Source organism: Verrucomicrobiia bacterium (genome assembly GCA_019634625.1).
GTDB lineage: Bacteria > Verrucomicrobiota > Verrucomicrobiia > Limisphaerales > CAIMTB01 > CAIMTB01.
In genome coordinates this window covers 1-16062 of the sequence record JAHCBA010000034.1, presented here as the reverse complement: position 1 = coordinate 16062, position 16062 = coordinate 1, and the positions used below count along the sequence as shown (strand labels likewise).

The window sequence follows — 16062 nt, the reverse complement described above, 5'->3', positions numbered from 1 at the left end:
CAATTCGGTGGAGGCCGGCCCTGACCGTTCCCAGCGACCCCTTAATCCCGGAATCCACTTTGAGTCGAAGACTATGAAACCAGGAATCATGAAAACAGGAACCCTGCTGAGATGGATTGGCGCAGGTGCGTTGGCGCTTGCGGGCGCATTGGCTGTTGCCGCGGCCCCGACCCCGCCGCCCAGGTATCACCTGGAGAGCGCCTACGACATGAACAACGCGGGACAGATCGTGGGCTGGGGTCGGAAGGATGGGAACACCCGCGGGTTCCTGCTCACGCCCGCTCCGGGCAGGCTCTACGCCATGGGCGGCTATGATCCTGAGGACACCGGCATGGTGCCGCACCGGATCTACGAACTCGATCCGGTCACGGGAAAGGCGACGCCCCTGACCGGCAGTTTCGGTCCCGAGCCCGCGGGCCTGGCCGCCACGGCGGACGGTCGGATTCTCGCGTTGAACGTCGAGCATCACCATCATCACGGTGAGGAACCGCCCCCGGCGGAATCGGCGCTGGTTGAGATCGATCCGTACACAGGCTTCCTCACCAAACTGGCCACCGTGCCGGTCGAGGCTTACGGCTTCGACATCCTGCCCGACGGGCGTGCCTTTACGATTCCCCTGGCAAGCGAGGGAACGTTTGTCCAGTTGCACTTGGTGAACCTGGAGACGGGGGCCGCGGTGCCGGTCGGCAGTGCGAGTGCGATCAACGAGGCCTTTGCCGCCGCGTTTGGCAGCGAGCCCGCATCCAACACGCGCGCCACCCAGCTTGCCAGCGTGGGTGACCACCTCTACGCCGCTGTCCGACACGGCACGCTCGCGAACCTCGTTCGCATGGATCCCGATACGGGAGCGGCCACGGTGATGGGTGCGGCCAATGCGGTGAACACCTCCGGCGGAGGCGCGTACTTCGGCATTCCCGGTCTGAGCGGGCGCGACTCCAACGGCGACGGGCAGTTCGATGAGCTGTACGGGGTTTTAAACTACCACGACCACGACGGCGATCCGGAGACGTATCCCCAGGTCGTTGGAGCACTGATCCGGTTCAATCTCAACGACGGCACCTGGAGCATTGTGGGAACCAACCCGGGCCTCCTATTCAGCGGACTGGCGAGCACGGCCGAACTCAATCCAGCGTCGCTGGACCGGCTCGTTTATCGCATGGAGGAGATTTCGGGCCTGGGCGGCCCGATCACGTTAGCCATGAAACTGAACGACAAGGGCGCAGTCACTGGCAGTTCTGACAACTCGGATGGCGGATACAACGCCTACCGCCATCAGGCGGGTCAGACGGTTCCGCTGGCTCCGTTGGGCGGGGAGTTGGTGAACAACAGCGGCCTGGGTATCAATAACCATGGCACTGTGGTCGGAAACAGTGAGAGCGAGGACTGGTCCAAGTCCATGGCATGTGTTTACACGAACGGATTGCCATTCCCGCTGGGCACGCTCGGCGGGGCCAACAGCTTCGCTTCCGGCATCAACCACCTCGGGCACGTCGTCGGTTGGGCCGAGAATGCTGCCGGCGAGAAGCATGGATTCCTGTGGCGTGACGGTGCGATGGCGGATCTGGGCCCGCCCGGGATGGAGCCGAGCGAAGTATGGGGCATCAACGACATGGGGGAGGTCATCACCACACGGCGGGTCGGGGACGGACGCCAGGGGAGTGTGCGGCAGGCGGGCACCGGAGAGTGGGTGAACCTGGGCACGCTCGGCGGAACCAACAGCAACGCCCAGGCGATCAACGCGCGGGGACACATCGTGGGGGGAGCGCAGGATGCCAGCGGTCATGTGCATCCCTATCTGTGGAGGAACGGAGTGATGACAGATCTGGGGTCGCTCGGTGGCCCGTCCTCCCAGGCCAATGGTCTCAACGATTCCGATATGGTGGTTGGCTCGTCGGGCAGCAGCAGCGGCCAGCGAGCATTCCTGTCGGTGGGCAACCGGATTCTCGACCTGAATGAGAGGGTCCTTCGGCCGGCGGGGCTGGACTACCCACTGGAGATTGCGACGGACATCAACAACCAGGGGCAGATCGTCGGGTTCAGCTTCGCCGGTGCGGGCAGCAAGGCCTGGTTGCTCAGCCCGTCCGTGCGCTTCGACCACGGAGAGCTGGACATCGGTCTGGCCTATCACGACGGCGAGCTGGAGTTCCATGTGCATGATGAGGTGAACGGGGTGGAATATGGCGCGCCGGGAGTGGTGCTGGCAGTCGGAACTGCGGCCGAGCAGCCCATCCCGGACACCTTGGGCTTCCAGTTTCTCGGGCGTCCCGGTCACTCGGTGTGGATACTGCCAGCCGTCGAGGACGAGGCATTGCTCTTCCTGGGTCTGGCCGCTGAGGAGATCGAGAGCGGCATCTTCGTGAACAACGCCTTGCGGGTCGAACTGGTGAGCGTCGAGGGCGCGGGCGCGTTCTTCCTCTACACGACCGACCCGTTCGGCGCGCCGCAGGTCCACATGAACAGCGCCGACGGCATCGGCTCCGCGGATTTCTTCGCGCTGACCGCCGGCAGTCACCAGCATGTGAACTGGGTGTTTGGCGCGCCCGGAACCTACCGCATCGGCCTGCGCGCCACGGGCACGCGGATCGAGGGCAGTGAGTTGGTCGCCAGCGAGGTGATCCACTTCACATTCAACGTTCCGGCGGCACAACGGCCCCAGCCGGAGGAGCCGGATGACCGTTTCGTTTACAAGGTGGACCTCATCGAAGTGACGGATGCGGGGTACATTGCAGGGGAGGACTTGAACGAACTCGGGGAGGTGGCGGTGGGTGCCTACGATGCCGGGAACAGGCCGATGGCCGGACGATTCTCCGAGACATTCACACCGCTCGCCCCGCTGACCTCAGCCGGTGCCTACGCCAGTGGCATCAATGACGCGGGTGTCGTGGTGGGCTGGGGTCTGGACGACGGAGGACTGCGGCGCCCGTTGATGTGGAGCAACGGCCTGGCGACCGATTTGGGCACCCTGGGAGGAGATCGTGGCGAGGCGCGGGCAGTGAACCTTGCCGGGAGGGTGGTCGGTCAGGCCCGGAACGCTGCCGCCGAACCGCGGGCGTTTCAATGGACGGCAGCCGGCGGCATGACCGAACTCCCCATGACCCTTGGCGGAAACCGCAGTTCGGCCAGCGCCATCAACGATGCCGGCCTTGTGGCGGGCAGTGGACGTCTTCCTGACAACCTCACGCATGCCGTGCGGTACGATCCGGTCAGCGGCACAACGCTCGACCTTGGCACACTCGGCGGCGCCAACAGCTTCGCCAACGGCATCAATGGTGCCGGCCATGTCGTCGGCCTGAGCGACGCATCCGATGGGACATTTCGGCCGTTCTACTGGTCCCCCGAAACAGGGATGATGGACCTCTTTGCCGGGGGCGATCTGGGTGTGCCGTCGGGTTCCGCCTATGACATCAACGCTGCCGGCGAGGTGGTGGGTTATGGGGGGATCAACGATGACTTTGACAGCCACGCCTTCGTCTGGAGCGCCGGCGCCGGCCTGCGAGACCTGAACGAGCTGGTGGTACGCATGAGCGGACTGGAACTCCACGGCGCCGCCGGCATCAACGACGCGGGCCAGATCACCGGATGGGGCGCGATGAACGGACGGCGGGTGGGATATCGACTCAGCCCCGCCACCCGCCTCAAGCGCGGCGAGGTGGACGTGGGCCTGGAATGGCACGACGGCGAACTTGAGTTCCACGCCCACGACCATGCCGCTGACATCGAGTATGCGGCGGACGCCGTCGTGTTCCATGTCCCGGCCCTGGGCCAGACCGAAGTGCCGGCCAGCCCGGCCTTCGCCTTCCTCGGCGCACCCGGCGCACCCGTGTGGATTCTGCCGCAGACGGAGGACCCCAAGCTGCTGTTCCTTGGGCTCGGAGCGGAGGAAGTGGACGCCGGCGTGTTTGTGAACGACCGCCTGGAACTGCGGCTCGCCAGAGTGGAGGGGCCGGGGCAGTTCGCGGTGTTCAGCGTGGACGGTCTGGGTCAGCCGGTCGTCCACATGAACTCCGGCGACGGCATCGATGCCGGGGACATCAAACCGCTGCAGGCTGGCTCCCATGAGCACGTGAACTGGGCCTTCACCGCACCTGGCGTGTACCGGGTGACGTTCCGGGCCGCGGGAACGCTGGTCGAGGGCGGGGCGGTGGTGGAGAGCGAGGCGGTCGAGTTCTGCTTCGAGGTCATCGGCGGGGAGCCGCGGCTGATGTTCGCCAGGGACGGCGGCCAACTGGTGCTGTCGTTGCGGACCGAGGACGGACTGATCCACCAGATCGAGCAGGCCACGGCGTTGAACGGGCCGTGGACGGCCGAAGGTGCGGCGTTCATCGGCACCGGACGACTCAAGACCGTGGGCGTTGCAGCGGACAATGCCTCGCGATTCTTCCGGGTGCGGTCGGAGACCCCATGAGCCCAGGGCACCGCATCGCGACGGGATGCGGCTCGGTCCGCGCCATGCGCTGGCGCGGACCGGGCTGGCATTCACGGCACGACCAGGTCGAAAACCCCGAAGACCCGGAAGTCATCCGGATTCGAGGTGAGCAGGCGGCGCACGCCATGCCGGTGCAAGGTCGCCGCGAGCAGGGTGTCGAGGATGCGCTTGCGGCCCAGATGGAACTCCGCCAACCAGGTCTGAGTGAGCCGGAGATCTTCCGAGCCGATTTCCATCACTTCGACTTCCGGGCGGGCCAGCAAGGAATTCAGCCAGTTCAACGCGGCGACCATGTTCCGAGGCTTGTCGAAACGTTTTGCATCGGTGACGACATGGAGGAATTCGGTCGCCACGAGTGGAATCAGCGCGAAAACTGCATCGGCTGCTGCCTCTTGTTCAAAACCTCGCACGCTTCGCTCATGAAGCTGGTGATCCTCCATGGCGAGCTGCACCAGGATGTTGCAGTCCAGCCCCGTGCTCATTCGCGATCAAACATTTCGTCGGCCAGTTCACTTTGCGAAACCGGCAAGTGCGAGCGAGGCCGTCCCTGGTGCGCATTGGCCCGAATCCAGCCTGCGAGATTCTCCGGGGGGCGCGGCACGTTGCGTGGGGCGGGGTCCCGGACTCGCGTCGTGGGGCTGACGAGCCGCGCCACCGGGCTGTCGTTCTCGGTCACCAGCACTTCATGGCCGGCGGCGACCTCCTTCAGCCACTCGGTGAAATGGGCCGCGACGTCTTTCACATCCGCCGTCTTCGTCATGGTGGCCACCTTGGTCCCGGAGACGTGCGAAGTCGAGGCGGCTGTTGCAACGGGCGCGCCACCGATATGACGGAGGTCGAGGGGTGCCATGCGCTGTTCACCCAGCATCATCCGGACGAGTTTGGCATGACGGTCACCCGGGACGGGGAGACCGTGGTGCCGATCGCAACGGAGGCGTACACGCCAAGCCACACCCATGACAATGCCGTCACGTCGGTGGGCATTGTGGAGGACGGCGCGCTGGACCCGCAGCGCCTGAACGACTGGATGGGGGATCTGCTGCGGGCGAAGGGGGTCGATATCTTTCGCATGAAGGGAGTCCTCAATGTCCAGGGGTCGCCGAACCGGGTGGTGTTTCAGGGAGTCCACATGCTGTTCGATGCCCAGGCGGACCGTCCGTGGAAATCCGGGGAGCCGAGGCGCAATCAACTGGTGTTCATCGGGCGCGATCTTGACCGGACGGACCTGGTTGAAGGGTTTCGGTCCTGTCTGCGGTAGGGAGGCTCGTTTCCTTGAAGGCAGGGGACATCCCTTTTGCATGCCTGGACCTGACCAGAAACTGCGCTTCGGCCTCAGCGGCTGCGTCATTGCCGGCACCCGGCTGAATCCGGACCGGCAGGCGTTGCGGGTCGATCTGGCGGGCGCCCGGGTGCCGGTTCGGGTGGAGGCTTGGGTGCGCCGTGAGAGTGGGGCCGTCGGGGTGCATCCGGTCACGATCTACCGGCCCTGACCCCTCCGCGATCTCCTCATGAAGCCTGCCGCCTCGTTCCGACTCGAAGACTTTCCCCGTGCCCTTGCGTGGTCACCGGACTCCGCCGTGCTCGCCATCGCTCTCGCCAACGGCCGCGTTGCGCGGCTGCACGCCCCATCCGGCGAACGCCTCGCGGACCTGGCTTCCCACACGGCCGGGGTGCTCGCGCTTGACGCGTCGCCCGACGGCCGCACGCTCGCCACCGGCGGCGAGGACGGCCGGCTCGTGTTCTGGGACGCCGCCAGTGACGAGGTTCGCACGGAGGTTCGACTTGGCCGCGGCTGGGTCGAACACGTGGCGTGGTCGCCTGCGGGCGGTGTGCTCGCCGCCGCGGTCGGGCAGCAGCTTGGCTTCTTTCAAGCGGACGGCACGGCACTGCCGGCCCCGGCCGCCTTCGGCAGCACGGTGGCGGGTCTCGCCTGGCGGGGTGACGGCGTGGCTTTGGCCGCGGCGGGCTACGGCGTGGTGACCCTGTGCCGGCCGGGAGAGACCGCGCCCGTGGAGGCATTGGCCTGGAAATCCGCCTACATCTCGCTGGCATGGAGCGGAGACGGACGGCACCTCGTAGCCGGCACGCAGGAAAGCAACCTGATCTACTGGCCGCTGCCCTTCCGCGACGAGCAGCCCCTGCACATGAGCGGCTACGCGGCCAAGGTGAAGCAGCTCGGCTTCGACGCCCGCAGCCGCTTTCTCGCCACCAGCGGTGGCGGGAGCGTGACGGTGTGGGACATGGCGGGTCGCGGGCCGGCGGGCACCCGGCCGCTGCAACTGGAAGGTCACGGAGGGCGGATTACGGCCCTCGCGTGGCAGCGGCGCGGGCAGATGCTCGCCACCGGCGCGCAGGACGGCTCCCTCTGGCTGTGGAACCCTGCCGCCGGCGAAGTCGGTGTGCCCGCACGCCGCGAAGGTTCCGAGATCACCGCGCTGGCGTTCGCTCCCGACGACCGCAGCCTCGCGGTGGCCAGCGCCGATGGCACCGTCTTCGTCGCCGCCTGAGCCGCGTCGCATTGCGGCCGCAAGGTTTCACAGGGGCAAGGCGCCCTTCCCGGCCGGCTTGCACCCTATGGCACTTGTTCGGCGATTTGGGCTTTCATGGTAACCGTTCACAGGATTCCGAGCGGCAAGGCGAGCGGAGGCGTTCGGAGCGGGGGGCCACGCCGATGTGCTGCGGAGGATTGGGAGAGAGCGAGGACGGGACCTTCCCTCAGGAGGAGTCGGGGGTTGGTCGGTTCGATTCCGGGATCGGTGACGAACCGGAAATACGCCTCGCCGTGCTTGTCGAACCGGGTGGCCATATTGCGGATCAACCGGTGAACCGGGCCTTCGAATTGCGGCAACGCCGCGCACCAGATTCGATAAGGGCGAGGAAGAGGAAGTCGGCATAACCCTTTCTCAGGTAATCATCCATTTGGTCGCGGCTTAAGGCCGGCGAGCGTGTCCCCTTGGCAAGGCGATGAACTCGATAACCGAATTCGGCCAGAAAGTGAACGATCCGGTCCACGCTTGATCCCATGGTGGCTAACGCTGGCGGATCGATTTCGATGAACAAGGCGGGATGGTGACGCCAAAGCGTATCGCGCATTCCCTTGAGGACGCGTTCTTCAGCTCCCTGAACGTCGATTTTGACCAGGCTGACGACTGCATGGGGCCGCTGTACCAGCAGATGATCCAAGGTGTAGGCGTCAACCAACACTCCGGCGTCGTCCATTCGATGGCCGCCCGGATGGAAGGGATCCACGTGCAGCCTGACCTTGCCGTTCTCGTCATTGGCAGCGCCCTGGATTGGCTCGACAATGGACCTGAGTCCGCGTCGATGCACCATGTGTCTCAGTCTCTGGAAATTGGTGGTCTCCGGCTCGATGGCCAGGACCCGTCCGCCACCGCTCACCCAACCCGCGAATCGCATGGTGAAAAAGCCAATGTTCGCTCCGACGTCTATAATCGTCGCTCCGGATGCGACCAGAGAGGCCAGATAATCCACGTCCCCAGCCTCCATCCAGGCCTTGTATTTGTCATAGCAAAACTCGGAGAAGGCCCGGCCCGCCCCAGTGGAAGGAAAGCCCGTGAGACACGCCAACCTGTAAAGCCGCAGAAGAGAGGCCTGCATCCGCCGATTCATCTCGTAAACCTTAGCAATATGGCCCCATGCAGAACCATCTTCAGCAGCAACCACCCATGCCTCCATCGGGCGATGTTTGTGCTGCCATAGCTGCGAGCCTGGTAGTGGACCGGCATGTCAACAATACGCAGGTTCAACTTGGAGGCGCCGAAGAGGAGGTCGAAATCGCCAAACGGGTCGAAATCGCCAAAGTACGAACGGTTCCTGTCGATGGCCTCATAGTCGTCCTTGAACAATGCCTTGGTCCCGCAAAGGGTGTCCTTGACCGGCTGGCCCAGAAGAAATCCAAGCGCCAGGCTGAAGAACTTGTTTCCAACCATGTTACAGAACCGCCAAGCATATAGTGCGCCTCCAGATGGTTCGACCTAAGCACCAGGACCTCCCTGAAACACTCGATGGCCTCCTCAGCCCGGCCTCGATCCAGCAACAGGCCGCCACGGAGCTCCCTGGCCAGACTGTGATTAGGACTGGTTCGGACCACTTCCTTCAGATGCTCGTCCGCGGCCGAATAGTCCTCCACGTTGGTCAAGGCGACAGCCAGATAGCAGCGGGCCAGGATGTTCCCAGGCGCGATCTCCAGGGCGCGAGAGAATAGGGTGACGCTGTCTTCCCAGTACCGAAGCTGGCGCCGGGTGCCCCCTATCGAGGCGATCAGGATCAGGCAGGCCAGGACGGCCACGCACCTATGAACCACCGGACGGCGTTCGGCAAGGTCACCCGCGAGCCAAATCGCCGCGATAAACAATCCAATGATGGATATATAGGTATAGCGGTCGGCGATGAACTGGGAACCCACTTGAACGATTCCAATCATCGGTATCAGGGTGATGAGACACCAAAACCATCCAACCAGAAGATAGGGATGCCGGCCTCGCCAGCGGAAGCAGCACCAGGTCAGCCCGATCAGAAAGCACCCGGCCAAAACCACCTTCCACAACGGCCAGGCCTCGCCACGGACGTAAATCACGGAGAGATTCACCGGCCAGACGGTTTTCCAAAGATACGCCAGGTACGCCATCGGGGCGCTGCTCATCCGATCCGCAAGCGGGAGGGTCTCCAGCGGCACCACCGCGCCGATCTCGCGTTGCGCGGCGAACGTCGCCACGGCAAGCAGCAGGCTCAGAGTCAACAAGGGTATCTTTTCGGCCAACAGGGGTACCAGCGGAACGCTGCCAGCCACTCCGGCCTTCCATTGGGTGAACCGTCCCAACGGCCAGTAGTCCAGGAGAAGAAGCACCGTGGGCAGGACCACCGTCGTGGGCTTTGACATGAGTCCCGCGATGAAGGCGAGCACCACGACCAGGTAGCGCCTGAAGGAAGGGGCGCGAGCACAACTGAGGTAGGCGTTCAGAGTGGCCATCCAAAACAGGCCGCTGAGCACGCCCTTTCGCTCGGCGATCCAGGCCACGGTCTCGACATGAAGCGGGTGCAGGCAGAACAAGGCAGCGACAAGCGCGCTCCGCGGCCATTCCTTCGTGGACTCGCTCAAGAAGCGGAAGAGCAGGAGCCCTGAGCCAACGTGCAGCACGACGTTGGTAAAATGATGGGCACCGGAACGAAGCCCAAAGACCTCGCAATCCAGTTGATGCGACAACCAGGTCAGGGGATGCCAGTAGCTGACATCGGCATGGAGGGTTGTAAGAGCCCAGGAGAGGTTGGCAATCGAGAGCCCGGTGTTGACGTAAGGGTTCATCATCACGTAGCTGGGATCATCCAGGGTGATGAAGTCCATCCCAAGCACGGGAAAAAAGACCGCGAGGGTGACGAATGCGAGGGCGAGATACACCCAGTCCCGCCATTCCTCCCGATCCAGCGACGGTATCTTCGAGGCCACCGCGTGTTCCCGATTTCTCAAAGCCAGTATCCAATCGGCAATCAAGCGGCCAGACCCGCCGCGGACAGCCAACACGCCCCTATCGTACCATCCATTCAATCCACGGGGACGTGTATCTCGATCTCATGGGCTTCGTTATCATAGTTCCATCGCCGCACGGACGTTGGCTTGGTCGAAAAGAGCTCCCGGGGTTTGAATCCTCTGACGTGTCCATCGCAAAAGACGGCGTTAAAAAGACCCGTATGACGCCCCCGCTCCGCCGCCTGCCGTTCATCGTGGAGAGGAAGCCACCTGAGCATGAAATAGGACTGCGGATTAAACATACCAAAGGTCGATCCCAGCGCCGTCTTCCCGTCGGCACGGGGCGCCGTAATCGGGGTGTCGCCCATGGCCAGCATATCGCTGGGAGACCAGACTTCTGAAGTAAGGCGCGTCTTAAGGGGACGGGAATCCGCCCTGTAGAGTTCCTGGTTGAGGCCTAGTGACAGAGGCGGCCCCCAACCAATCGTGTTATACCCATAACTGCCTACTGGGTCCAGTGTGTTCAGAAGGGTTCTTTCATGAAGAAGTCCTTCCCTCACAAGGCCGCGATACCCCGGACACCGATACAGCGGATCGAGCCACCCGCTGCTGGTGTACGGTCGCAGATAATCATCCAGATGCAGACCGCCGCGTTCCTTGTCATAGTCGCGCCAGGGCGGGTAGTGATCATGATCCAGCGTGTACCCGGCGAGGGCGATCCCGAGCTGGCGCAGATTGCTCCTACACTTGGCACCGTGCGCGAGGCCCTTGGCCCGCGACAAGGCCGGCAGCAGAAGAGAGGCAAGAATGGCAATGATCGCGATGACCACCAACAGCTCGATCAGGGTGAAACCGGCAGATCGCCTTCGCATTCGACGGCCCTCTAAGGCCCTGTCTGAACAAGACTTGCGCATCACGCCTTTCGCTCAATCCAAAGGTATGAATGGCGGGATCTCATGGGCTTCGTTATCATAATTCCATCGCCTAACGGCTGTTGGCTTGGTGGAAAAGAGCTCCTGGGGTTTGAATCCTCGGACGTGTCCATCGCAAAAGACGGCGTTGAAGAGACCCGTGTGACGCGCCCGCTCCGCAGCCAACCGTTCGCCGTGGAACGGAATCCGCTTGAGCAAGTAGAATGCCTGCGGATTAAACTCGCCCAATAGGGAAGTGTATGCGACCACCCCGTCTGGCCGGGGCGCGGCAATCGCGGTGTCGCCCATTGCCAGCATATCGCTGGGAGATCTGACTTCTGTACTTCTGCGGGTCCTCAGGGGATGGGACTGCGCAGTGTAGACGCTCTCATTGAGGCCCAAGGACAGAGGCGGCCCCCAGCCGAACGTGTTGTACCCGTAGCTGCCTATTGGGGTCGTCGTGCCCACGAGGGTGGGTTCAAGAAGTCTCCCTTCGCTCACATAGCCGCGATAGCCCGGACACCGATACAGCGGATCCAGCCATCCACTGCTCGTATATGGTCGCAAATAATGATCCAGCCGCAGACCGCCACGTTCCATGTCATGGAAGAGCCAGGGTGGGTAGCGATCGTGATCCAGGGTGTACCCCGCCAGTGCGATCCCCAACTGGCGCAGATTGCTGCGGCACTTGGCTCCGTGCGCGAGGCCTTTGGCCCGCGACAAGGCCGGCAGGAGAAGGGAGGCCAGCACGGCGATGATCGCGATGACCACCAACAGCTCAATCAGGGTGAAACCGGCAGATCGCCTTCGCATTCGACGCTCCTTTAAGACGCTGTCTGAACAAGACTCAACCATCGCGCCCTTCGCTCAATCCAAAGGTATGAATGGCGGGATCTCATGGGTTTCGTTATCATAATTCCATCGCCTAACGGCTGTTGGCTTGGTGGAAAAGAGCTCCTGGGGTTTGAATCCTCGGACGTGTCCATCGCAAAAGACGGCGTTGAAGAGACCGTTGTGCCGGGCCCGCTCCACCGCCAACCGATCGCCGTAGCGTGGGTTATGGCGGCTTAGGTGAAATACCTGGGGATTAAACCCGCCGCCGACAAAACTAGGGGTGGACCTCACCCCGTCGGCCCGGGGCACTGTGACCACTACGTCGCCTATGGCCAGCATATCGCTGGGAGACCGGACTTCTGAACCTCGGCGCGTCTTAAGGGGACGGGGATTCCCGTCGTAAAGTTGCTCGTTGAGGCCCAACGACAGAGGTGGTCCCCAGCCGAACGTGTTGTAGCCGTAGCTCCCCACTGCCTCGACCGTGCCGAGCAGGGTTGATGCAATAAGTATCCCTTCCCTTACATAGCCGCGATAGCCCGGACACCGATACAGCGGATCGAGCCACCCGCTACTCGTGTACGGTCGCAGATAATCATCCAACCACTGACCTCCGCGTTCCGTGGCATAGTCGCGCCAGGGCGGGTAGTGCTCATGATCCAGCGTGTACCCCGCCAGGGCGATCCCGAGCTGGCGCAGATTGCTCCGGCACTTGGCTCCGTGCGCGAGCCCTTTGGCCCGCGACAAGGCCGGCAGGAGAAGGGAGGCAAGAACGGCGATGATCGCGATGACCACCAACAGCTCGATCAGGGTGAAACCGGCAGATCGCCTTCGCATTCGACGCTCCTTTCCATTGAATCTGCCCCCCCCCGAGTGCGGGCCAATTTGCAAACCCGGCGGCAAGCGTTCGGGCCGTCGATCCCTCCAACATCAGGCCGGGGAAGGGCTTCCAAGCAGCGGCGTCCAAACGAGGGATCGCGGCGCGGACGTCTGGCTGGTTGACGGGTGACGACGAATCCTGACCTGCCCGAAGGGATGGGCCCGAAGGGATGGGCCCGAAGGGATGTGGCGACCCCCTCATGCCCCGATGCCAGGCTTGAATTCGCTGAGGCCATCTTTTCCAGGATGCGTGGGAGCGTGCAGGTCCGGACGATCCCTTGGCAAGCACCTTTTTGACATCGGTGGTGTAAGCAGTGCATCCCGGAGTTGTCGGTAGAGGTGCGAACTCCGCCAAGCGGCGCTTCGGAGGGCCGAGTTCCACGAGGCCGCAACGGTGTGGAGCGTTGGGTTGTGGACTCGCGGAGCTCGTCCCTCCGATTCGACGTCATCGGCGGAGAGCCGCGGCTGATGTTCGCCCGGGACGGCGGCCAACGGGTGTTGTCGTTGCGGACCCAGAACGGACGGATTCGAGGAACGAACGGTGCAACGCAAGATGCTCGGATTTCCCGCCATGGACGCCGGTCCCGCATGCGGTCGGAGCGTCCCGGACGGAGTGGTTGGCGCTGGCGTCGCTCAACATCGGACACGGTGTCTGTCGTGCCGGTATTGCTCCAACCTCTCTCTCAATCCCCGCCGATCCAGCGGGACGGGCCGGCGCCAATCGCCCTTCAGGACCGGATTCTCCCCGTCGAAGGCCTCTCCGCAACCCCTCGCACCCCGCCAAACCTCCCCCACAGACGTCATTCGACACCTGAGACCACCCAGACCCCCTCAACAATCTCCAAGCCTATACGCTCGCCAAGGATTCGGGTAACGTCCTCCATGTTACGCACTGAATTGACCTTGGGAGGCGACTCTGATAGCCCGAATCCAATAGTTTACAATCAGAGGAGGATCAACATGCCCGCCACGACGATCGCCACCCAAGTCTCGCCCGAGACCGCTTGCTGGCTTGAGAACCAAGCTCGCGCTCTCGGACTCGATAGCGCCCGCATTGCCGCTGCCGTCTTGGAGGACGCTGCCAGGACCGGAGCGTCGCCGCTCGTCGATGCCTCCAGGCTTTCGCCGCAGGAACGCCTCCGAAGGTTCGACGCGCTCATGGCCAAGGTGCCGGAACGTCCTGGACCTCCTGTCGATGCCAGCCGCGAGAGCATCTACGATTAGAGGGAGCCGAAGGTAATGCGCCTCCTGGTCGATTCGAACATCCTCTGTCGGCTCGCCAAGCGAGATGACCCTCAGCACGAAGAAGCCAGGCAGGCGGTTCGCGGAGCCATCGAGATCGGCTTGGAGCCTGTCGCCTGTCCCCAGTTCGAGCGGGAATTCTGGGTCGTCGCCACCCGGCCACGGGCTAAGAACGGGCTAGGGATGACGCCTGATGAGGCGCACAAGTGCCTTCGCGACTGGCGGGAGGATTTCTTCGGCTTCGCCCCAGACACTCCGGCAGTTCACGCCAACTGGCAGGCCCTCGTCACCAAGTACTCCGTTTCTGGCAAGGAAGCGCATGACGCCGCCATCGTTGCGGCCGCCAAGGGCGCCAACGCGGAGCAAATCCTTACGTTCAACACGGAAGATTTCAGCCGGTTTTCGCCCGAGATCGCGATTCGAACCCCAAAGTATGAAGTCTGAGATCGCGGCCTCAGAGGCGGAGCACTTGTCGGGGTTGGCGGAAAAAGTGTGTCTTACGAGAACAGTTCAGCAACCGCGATTCGCAACGACGGGACGCCGGAGCATTCGATGGTATCCTGGAACTCGAAAACCCGCGTTTCCTGGTAACAGCCATTCTCCGGGCGGCGATAGACCTCCACTCGTCGTTCCGTTGCCAACACAATCCAGTATTCCGTCACCCCGGCTTCGGCGTAGAGCGAGGCGTTTTCCCGGTCGAGCGCCGGGCTGGAGACAGCGACTTCCACGACGAGTTCAGCCGTGGTGGGGTGGGCGGAGGAGAAGTCCTCATCACCGCCGCGGGTCACCGAAATGTCCGGTTCCGGCTCTGAATCCTCCGAAGCAAGCGGCTCATCCTTCCACACCGAGTGGCCTTCCGGCAGGCGAGCCAGCATCAGCTTGTAGAGGAGAGAGGCGACAATGCGATGGAGCGGCGACTTGGACATTTTCTCGATGACGATGCCCCGGATCAATTCCGTGCGGCGCCCGTGCTCGTTGAGCTCGTCGAGCCGGTGGTACTCCTCGACCGTGAGCGGGGAGACGCGCCGACGGACCTCGGGAAGTTCCAGGATTGCTGACATGTGTGGGCGGCGGCGTGAAAGTGGTGGAGAACGGGCGGTTTGAAATTCCGGCGGAAGGAGCGGCTTCAAGGGGGATGGGCGGTGGGCGGTTCAGGTGGCGGGGTTGTCGCGATCCTTCATCCGGTAGCTCGGACCCTCGATGAGGACGGGTTCGGCGTGGTGGAGGAGCCGGTCAAGGACGGCGGAGGCGAGGGTGCCGTCGTTGTTGAAGATCGAAGCCCACTGCTTGAAGGGCTTGTTGGTGGTGACGATGAGCGAACCGCGTTCGTAGCGCTGGCTGATGACCTGGAAGAGCAGATCGGCTCCATGCTGGTCAATGGGAAGGTAGCCGATCTCGTCCAGTAATGTGGTGCACTACATTACTGGACGAGGTCGGAGAGATTCCCCTTGATTTGCAGGGCAAGCTTCTTCGCGTCCTGCAGGAGAAGCGCTATGAACGGGTGGGGGAAGAACGCACGCGCGCGGCTGATGTCCGCATCATCGGCGCGACGAATCGCGACCTGAAGAAGGAAGTCGCGGCGGGACGTTTCCGCGAGGATCTCTACTACCGGCTCAACGTGTTTCCCATCCAGGTTCCAACCTTGAGAGACCGGATGGAAGACATTCCGATCCTGGCAGAACACTTTATTGATTTATCCGCCAAAGAACTTGGCTGCCCGAAACCGCGCTTGACCCGGGCCGGCGTCGTCGAGCTTCAGGGTTATCCTTGGCCGGGCAACATCCGGGAATTGCGAAACGTCATTCAACGAGCGGTCATCCTGGCCCGCGGCAGTGTGTTGGACTTCGATTTGCCTGCGGCGGATTCCGCGCTCACCTCGCCCAGGCAAGCTACGCAAGTGGGCGATGGCGAGCCGGAGTTTCTCACCGAATTGGAATTGGTACGACGGGAACGCGAGAACCTGCTGGTGATTCTTCAGAGGACGAATTGGAGAATCAAGGGGGCTGACGGCGCGGCGGAACTCCTGGGAGTGAAACCAACCACCCTGGTCACGCGAATTCGTAAGATGGGCCTGCGGCGTCCGGGGTGAAATCGAGTCGTAATTGATCTTCGGGGCGGCTCTCTGCGTCCCCTGCCTTCAGCGCTTCTATTTGCGGCGTTCCTCGGCACCGGACGACTCAAGACCGTGGGCGTTGCAGCGGACGATGCCTCGCGGTGCTTCCGGGTGCGGTCGAAGACCCCGTGAACCTGAAAAGCGATTCTGGAGTGGCTGCTTTGGAAGAAATAAT

At 63.0% G+C, this 16062-nt stretch carries 15 protein-coding genes and 1 pseudogene; 6 read left to right on the top strand and 10 right to left on the bottom strand.

Annotation, left to right across the window (positions count from 1 at the left end; genetic code table 11):
* Nucleotides 1–88: 88 nt before the first annotated feature.
* A complete protein-coding gene (locus tag KF833_17745) occupies nucleotides 89–4405 on the top strand; it encodes a choice-of-anchor M domain-containing protein (GenBank protein MBX3747153.1) in 4317 nt (1438 codons plus the stop codon).
* Between the two features lie 71 nt (nucleotides 4406–4476).
* Here KF833_17745 and KF833_17740 read toward each other — a convergent pair whose 3' ends face one another.
* Together KF833_17740 and KF833_17735 are read right to left on the bottom strand one after the other, a co-directional pair.
* Entirely contained in the window at nucleotides 4477–4908 is a 432-nt protein-coding gene (locus KF833_17740) for a PIN domain-containing protein (GenBank protein ID MBX3747152.1), read from the bottom strand.
* The gene (locus KF833_17735) at nucleotides 4905–5186 is read right to left on the bottom strand and encodes a type II toxin-antitoxin system prevent-host-death family antitoxin (GenBank protein ID MBX3747151.1); all 282 of its coding nucleotides are present in this window, start codon (nucleotides 5184–5186) and stop codon (nucleotides 4905–4907) included. The genes KF833_17740 and KF833_17735 overlap by 4 nt, the downstream gene beginning before the upstream one ends.
* On the opposite strand from KF833_17735, the gene KF833_17730 reads away from it, so the two are divergent.
* From KF833_17730 to KF833_17720, 3 genes are read left to right on the top strand one after another with little or no spacing between them, the layout of a single operon-like run.
* A complete protein-coding gene (locus KF833_17730) occupies nucleotides 5112–5684 on the top strand; it encodes a GTP-binding protein (protein ID MBX3747150.1) in 573 nt (190 codons plus the stop codon). The genes KF833_17735 and KF833_17730 overlap by 75 nt on opposite strands.
* Nucleotides 5685–5724: 40 nt before the next feature.
* The gene (locus tag KF833_17725; protein MBX3747149.1) at nucleotides 5725–5916 is read left to right on the top strand and encodes a hypothetical protein; all 192 of its coding nucleotides are present in this window, start codon (nucleotides 5725–5727) and stop codon (nucleotides 5914–5916) included.
* Between the two features lie 18 nt (nucleotides 5917–5934).
* Nucleotides 5935–6933, top strand: a complete 999-nt coding sequence (locus KF833_17720) for a WD40 repeat domain-containing protein (GenBank protein MBX3747148.1) — start codon at nucleotides 5935–5937, stop codon at nucleotides 6931–6933.
* Nucleotides 6934–7040: 107 nt separating this feature from the next.
* On the opposite strand, the gene KF833_17715 is transcribed toward KF833_17720, so the two are convergent.
* The 6 genes from KF833_17715 to KF833_17690 all read right to left on the bottom strand — a co-directional run bounded on the left by KF833_17715 (nucleotide 7041) and on the right by KF833_17690 (nucleotide 12490).
* On the bottom strand, nucleotides 7041–7232 hold the full coding sequence (locus KF833_17715; GenBank protein MBX3747147.1) for a hypothetical protein: 192 nt from the start codon (nucleotides 7230–7232) through the stop codon (nucleotides 7041–7043).
* Between the two features lie 8 nt (nucleotides 7233–7240).
* Complete coding sequence (locus tag KF833_17710) at nucleotides 7241–8122, bottom strand: FkbM family methyltransferase (protein ID MBX3747146.1); 882 nt, start codon at nucleotides 8120–8122, stop codon at nucleotides 7241–7243.
* Between the two features lie 67 nt (nucleotides 8123–8189).
* Entirely contained in the window at nucleotides 8190–9965 is a 1776-nt protein-coding gene (locus tag KF833_17705; GenBank protein ID MBX3747145.1) for a hypothetical protein, read from the bottom strand.
* Nucleotides 9966–9985: 20 nt separating this feature from the next.
* Entirely contained in the window at nucleotides 9986–10828 is an 843-nt protein-coding gene (locus KF833_17700) for a prepilin-type N-terminal cleavage/methylation domain-containing protein (protein ID MBX3747144.1), read from the bottom strand.
* A 9-nt stretch (nucleotides 10829–10837) separates the two neighbouring features.
* Nucleotides 10838–11635 (bottom strand): prepilin-type N-terminal cleavage/methylation domain-containing protein, encoded by a 798-nt coding sequence (locus KF833_17695; protein ID MBX3747143.1) that lies wholly within the window; start codon nucleotides 11633–11635, stop codon nucleotides 10838–10840.
* A gap of 54 nt (nucleotides 11636–11689) precedes the next feature.
* On the bottom strand, nucleotides 11690–12490 hold the full coding sequence (locus tag KF833_17690) for a DUF1559 domain-containing protein (GenBank protein MBX3747142.1): 801 nt from the start codon (nucleotides 12488–12490) through the stop codon (nucleotides 11690–11692).
* A 1281-nt stretch (nucleotides 12491–13771) separates the two neighbouring features.
* On the opposite strand from KF833_17690, the gene KF833_17685 reads away from it, so the two are divergent.
* Nucleotides 13772–14218, top strand: a complete 447-nt coding sequence (locus KF833_17685; protein MBX3747141.1) for a PIN domain-containing protein — start codon at nucleotides 13772–13774, stop codon at nucleotides 14216–14218.
* Between the two features lie 53 nt (nucleotides 14219–14271).
* Here KF833_17685 and KF833_17680 read toward each other — a convergent pair whose 3' ends face one another.
* Together KF833_17680 and KF833_17675 are read right to left on the bottom strand one after the other, a co-directional pair.
* Nucleotides 14272–14904 carry a Uma2 family endonuclease gene (locus tag KF833_17680; protein MBX3747140.1) on the bottom strand — a complete coding sequence of 211 codons (633 nt, stop codon included), beginning with the start codon at nucleotides 14902–14904 and terminating at the stop codon, nucleotides 14272–14274.
* Between the two features lie 21 nt (nucleotides 14905–14925).
* Nucleotides 14926–15180 (bottom strand): annotated as a pseudogene (locus tag KF833_17675) (ATP-binding protein).
* Here KF833_17675 and KF833_17670 point away from each other — a divergent pair.
* Nucleotides 15180–15863 (top strand): sigma-54-dependent Fis family transcriptional regulator, encoded by a 684-nt coding sequence (locus KF833_17670; protein MBX3747139.1) that lies wholly within the window; start codon nucleotides 15180–15182, stop codon nucleotides 15861–15863. The pseudogene KF833_17675 and the gene KF833_17670 overlap by 1 nt on opposite strands.
* Nucleotides 15864–16062: the final 199 nt, after the last annotated feature.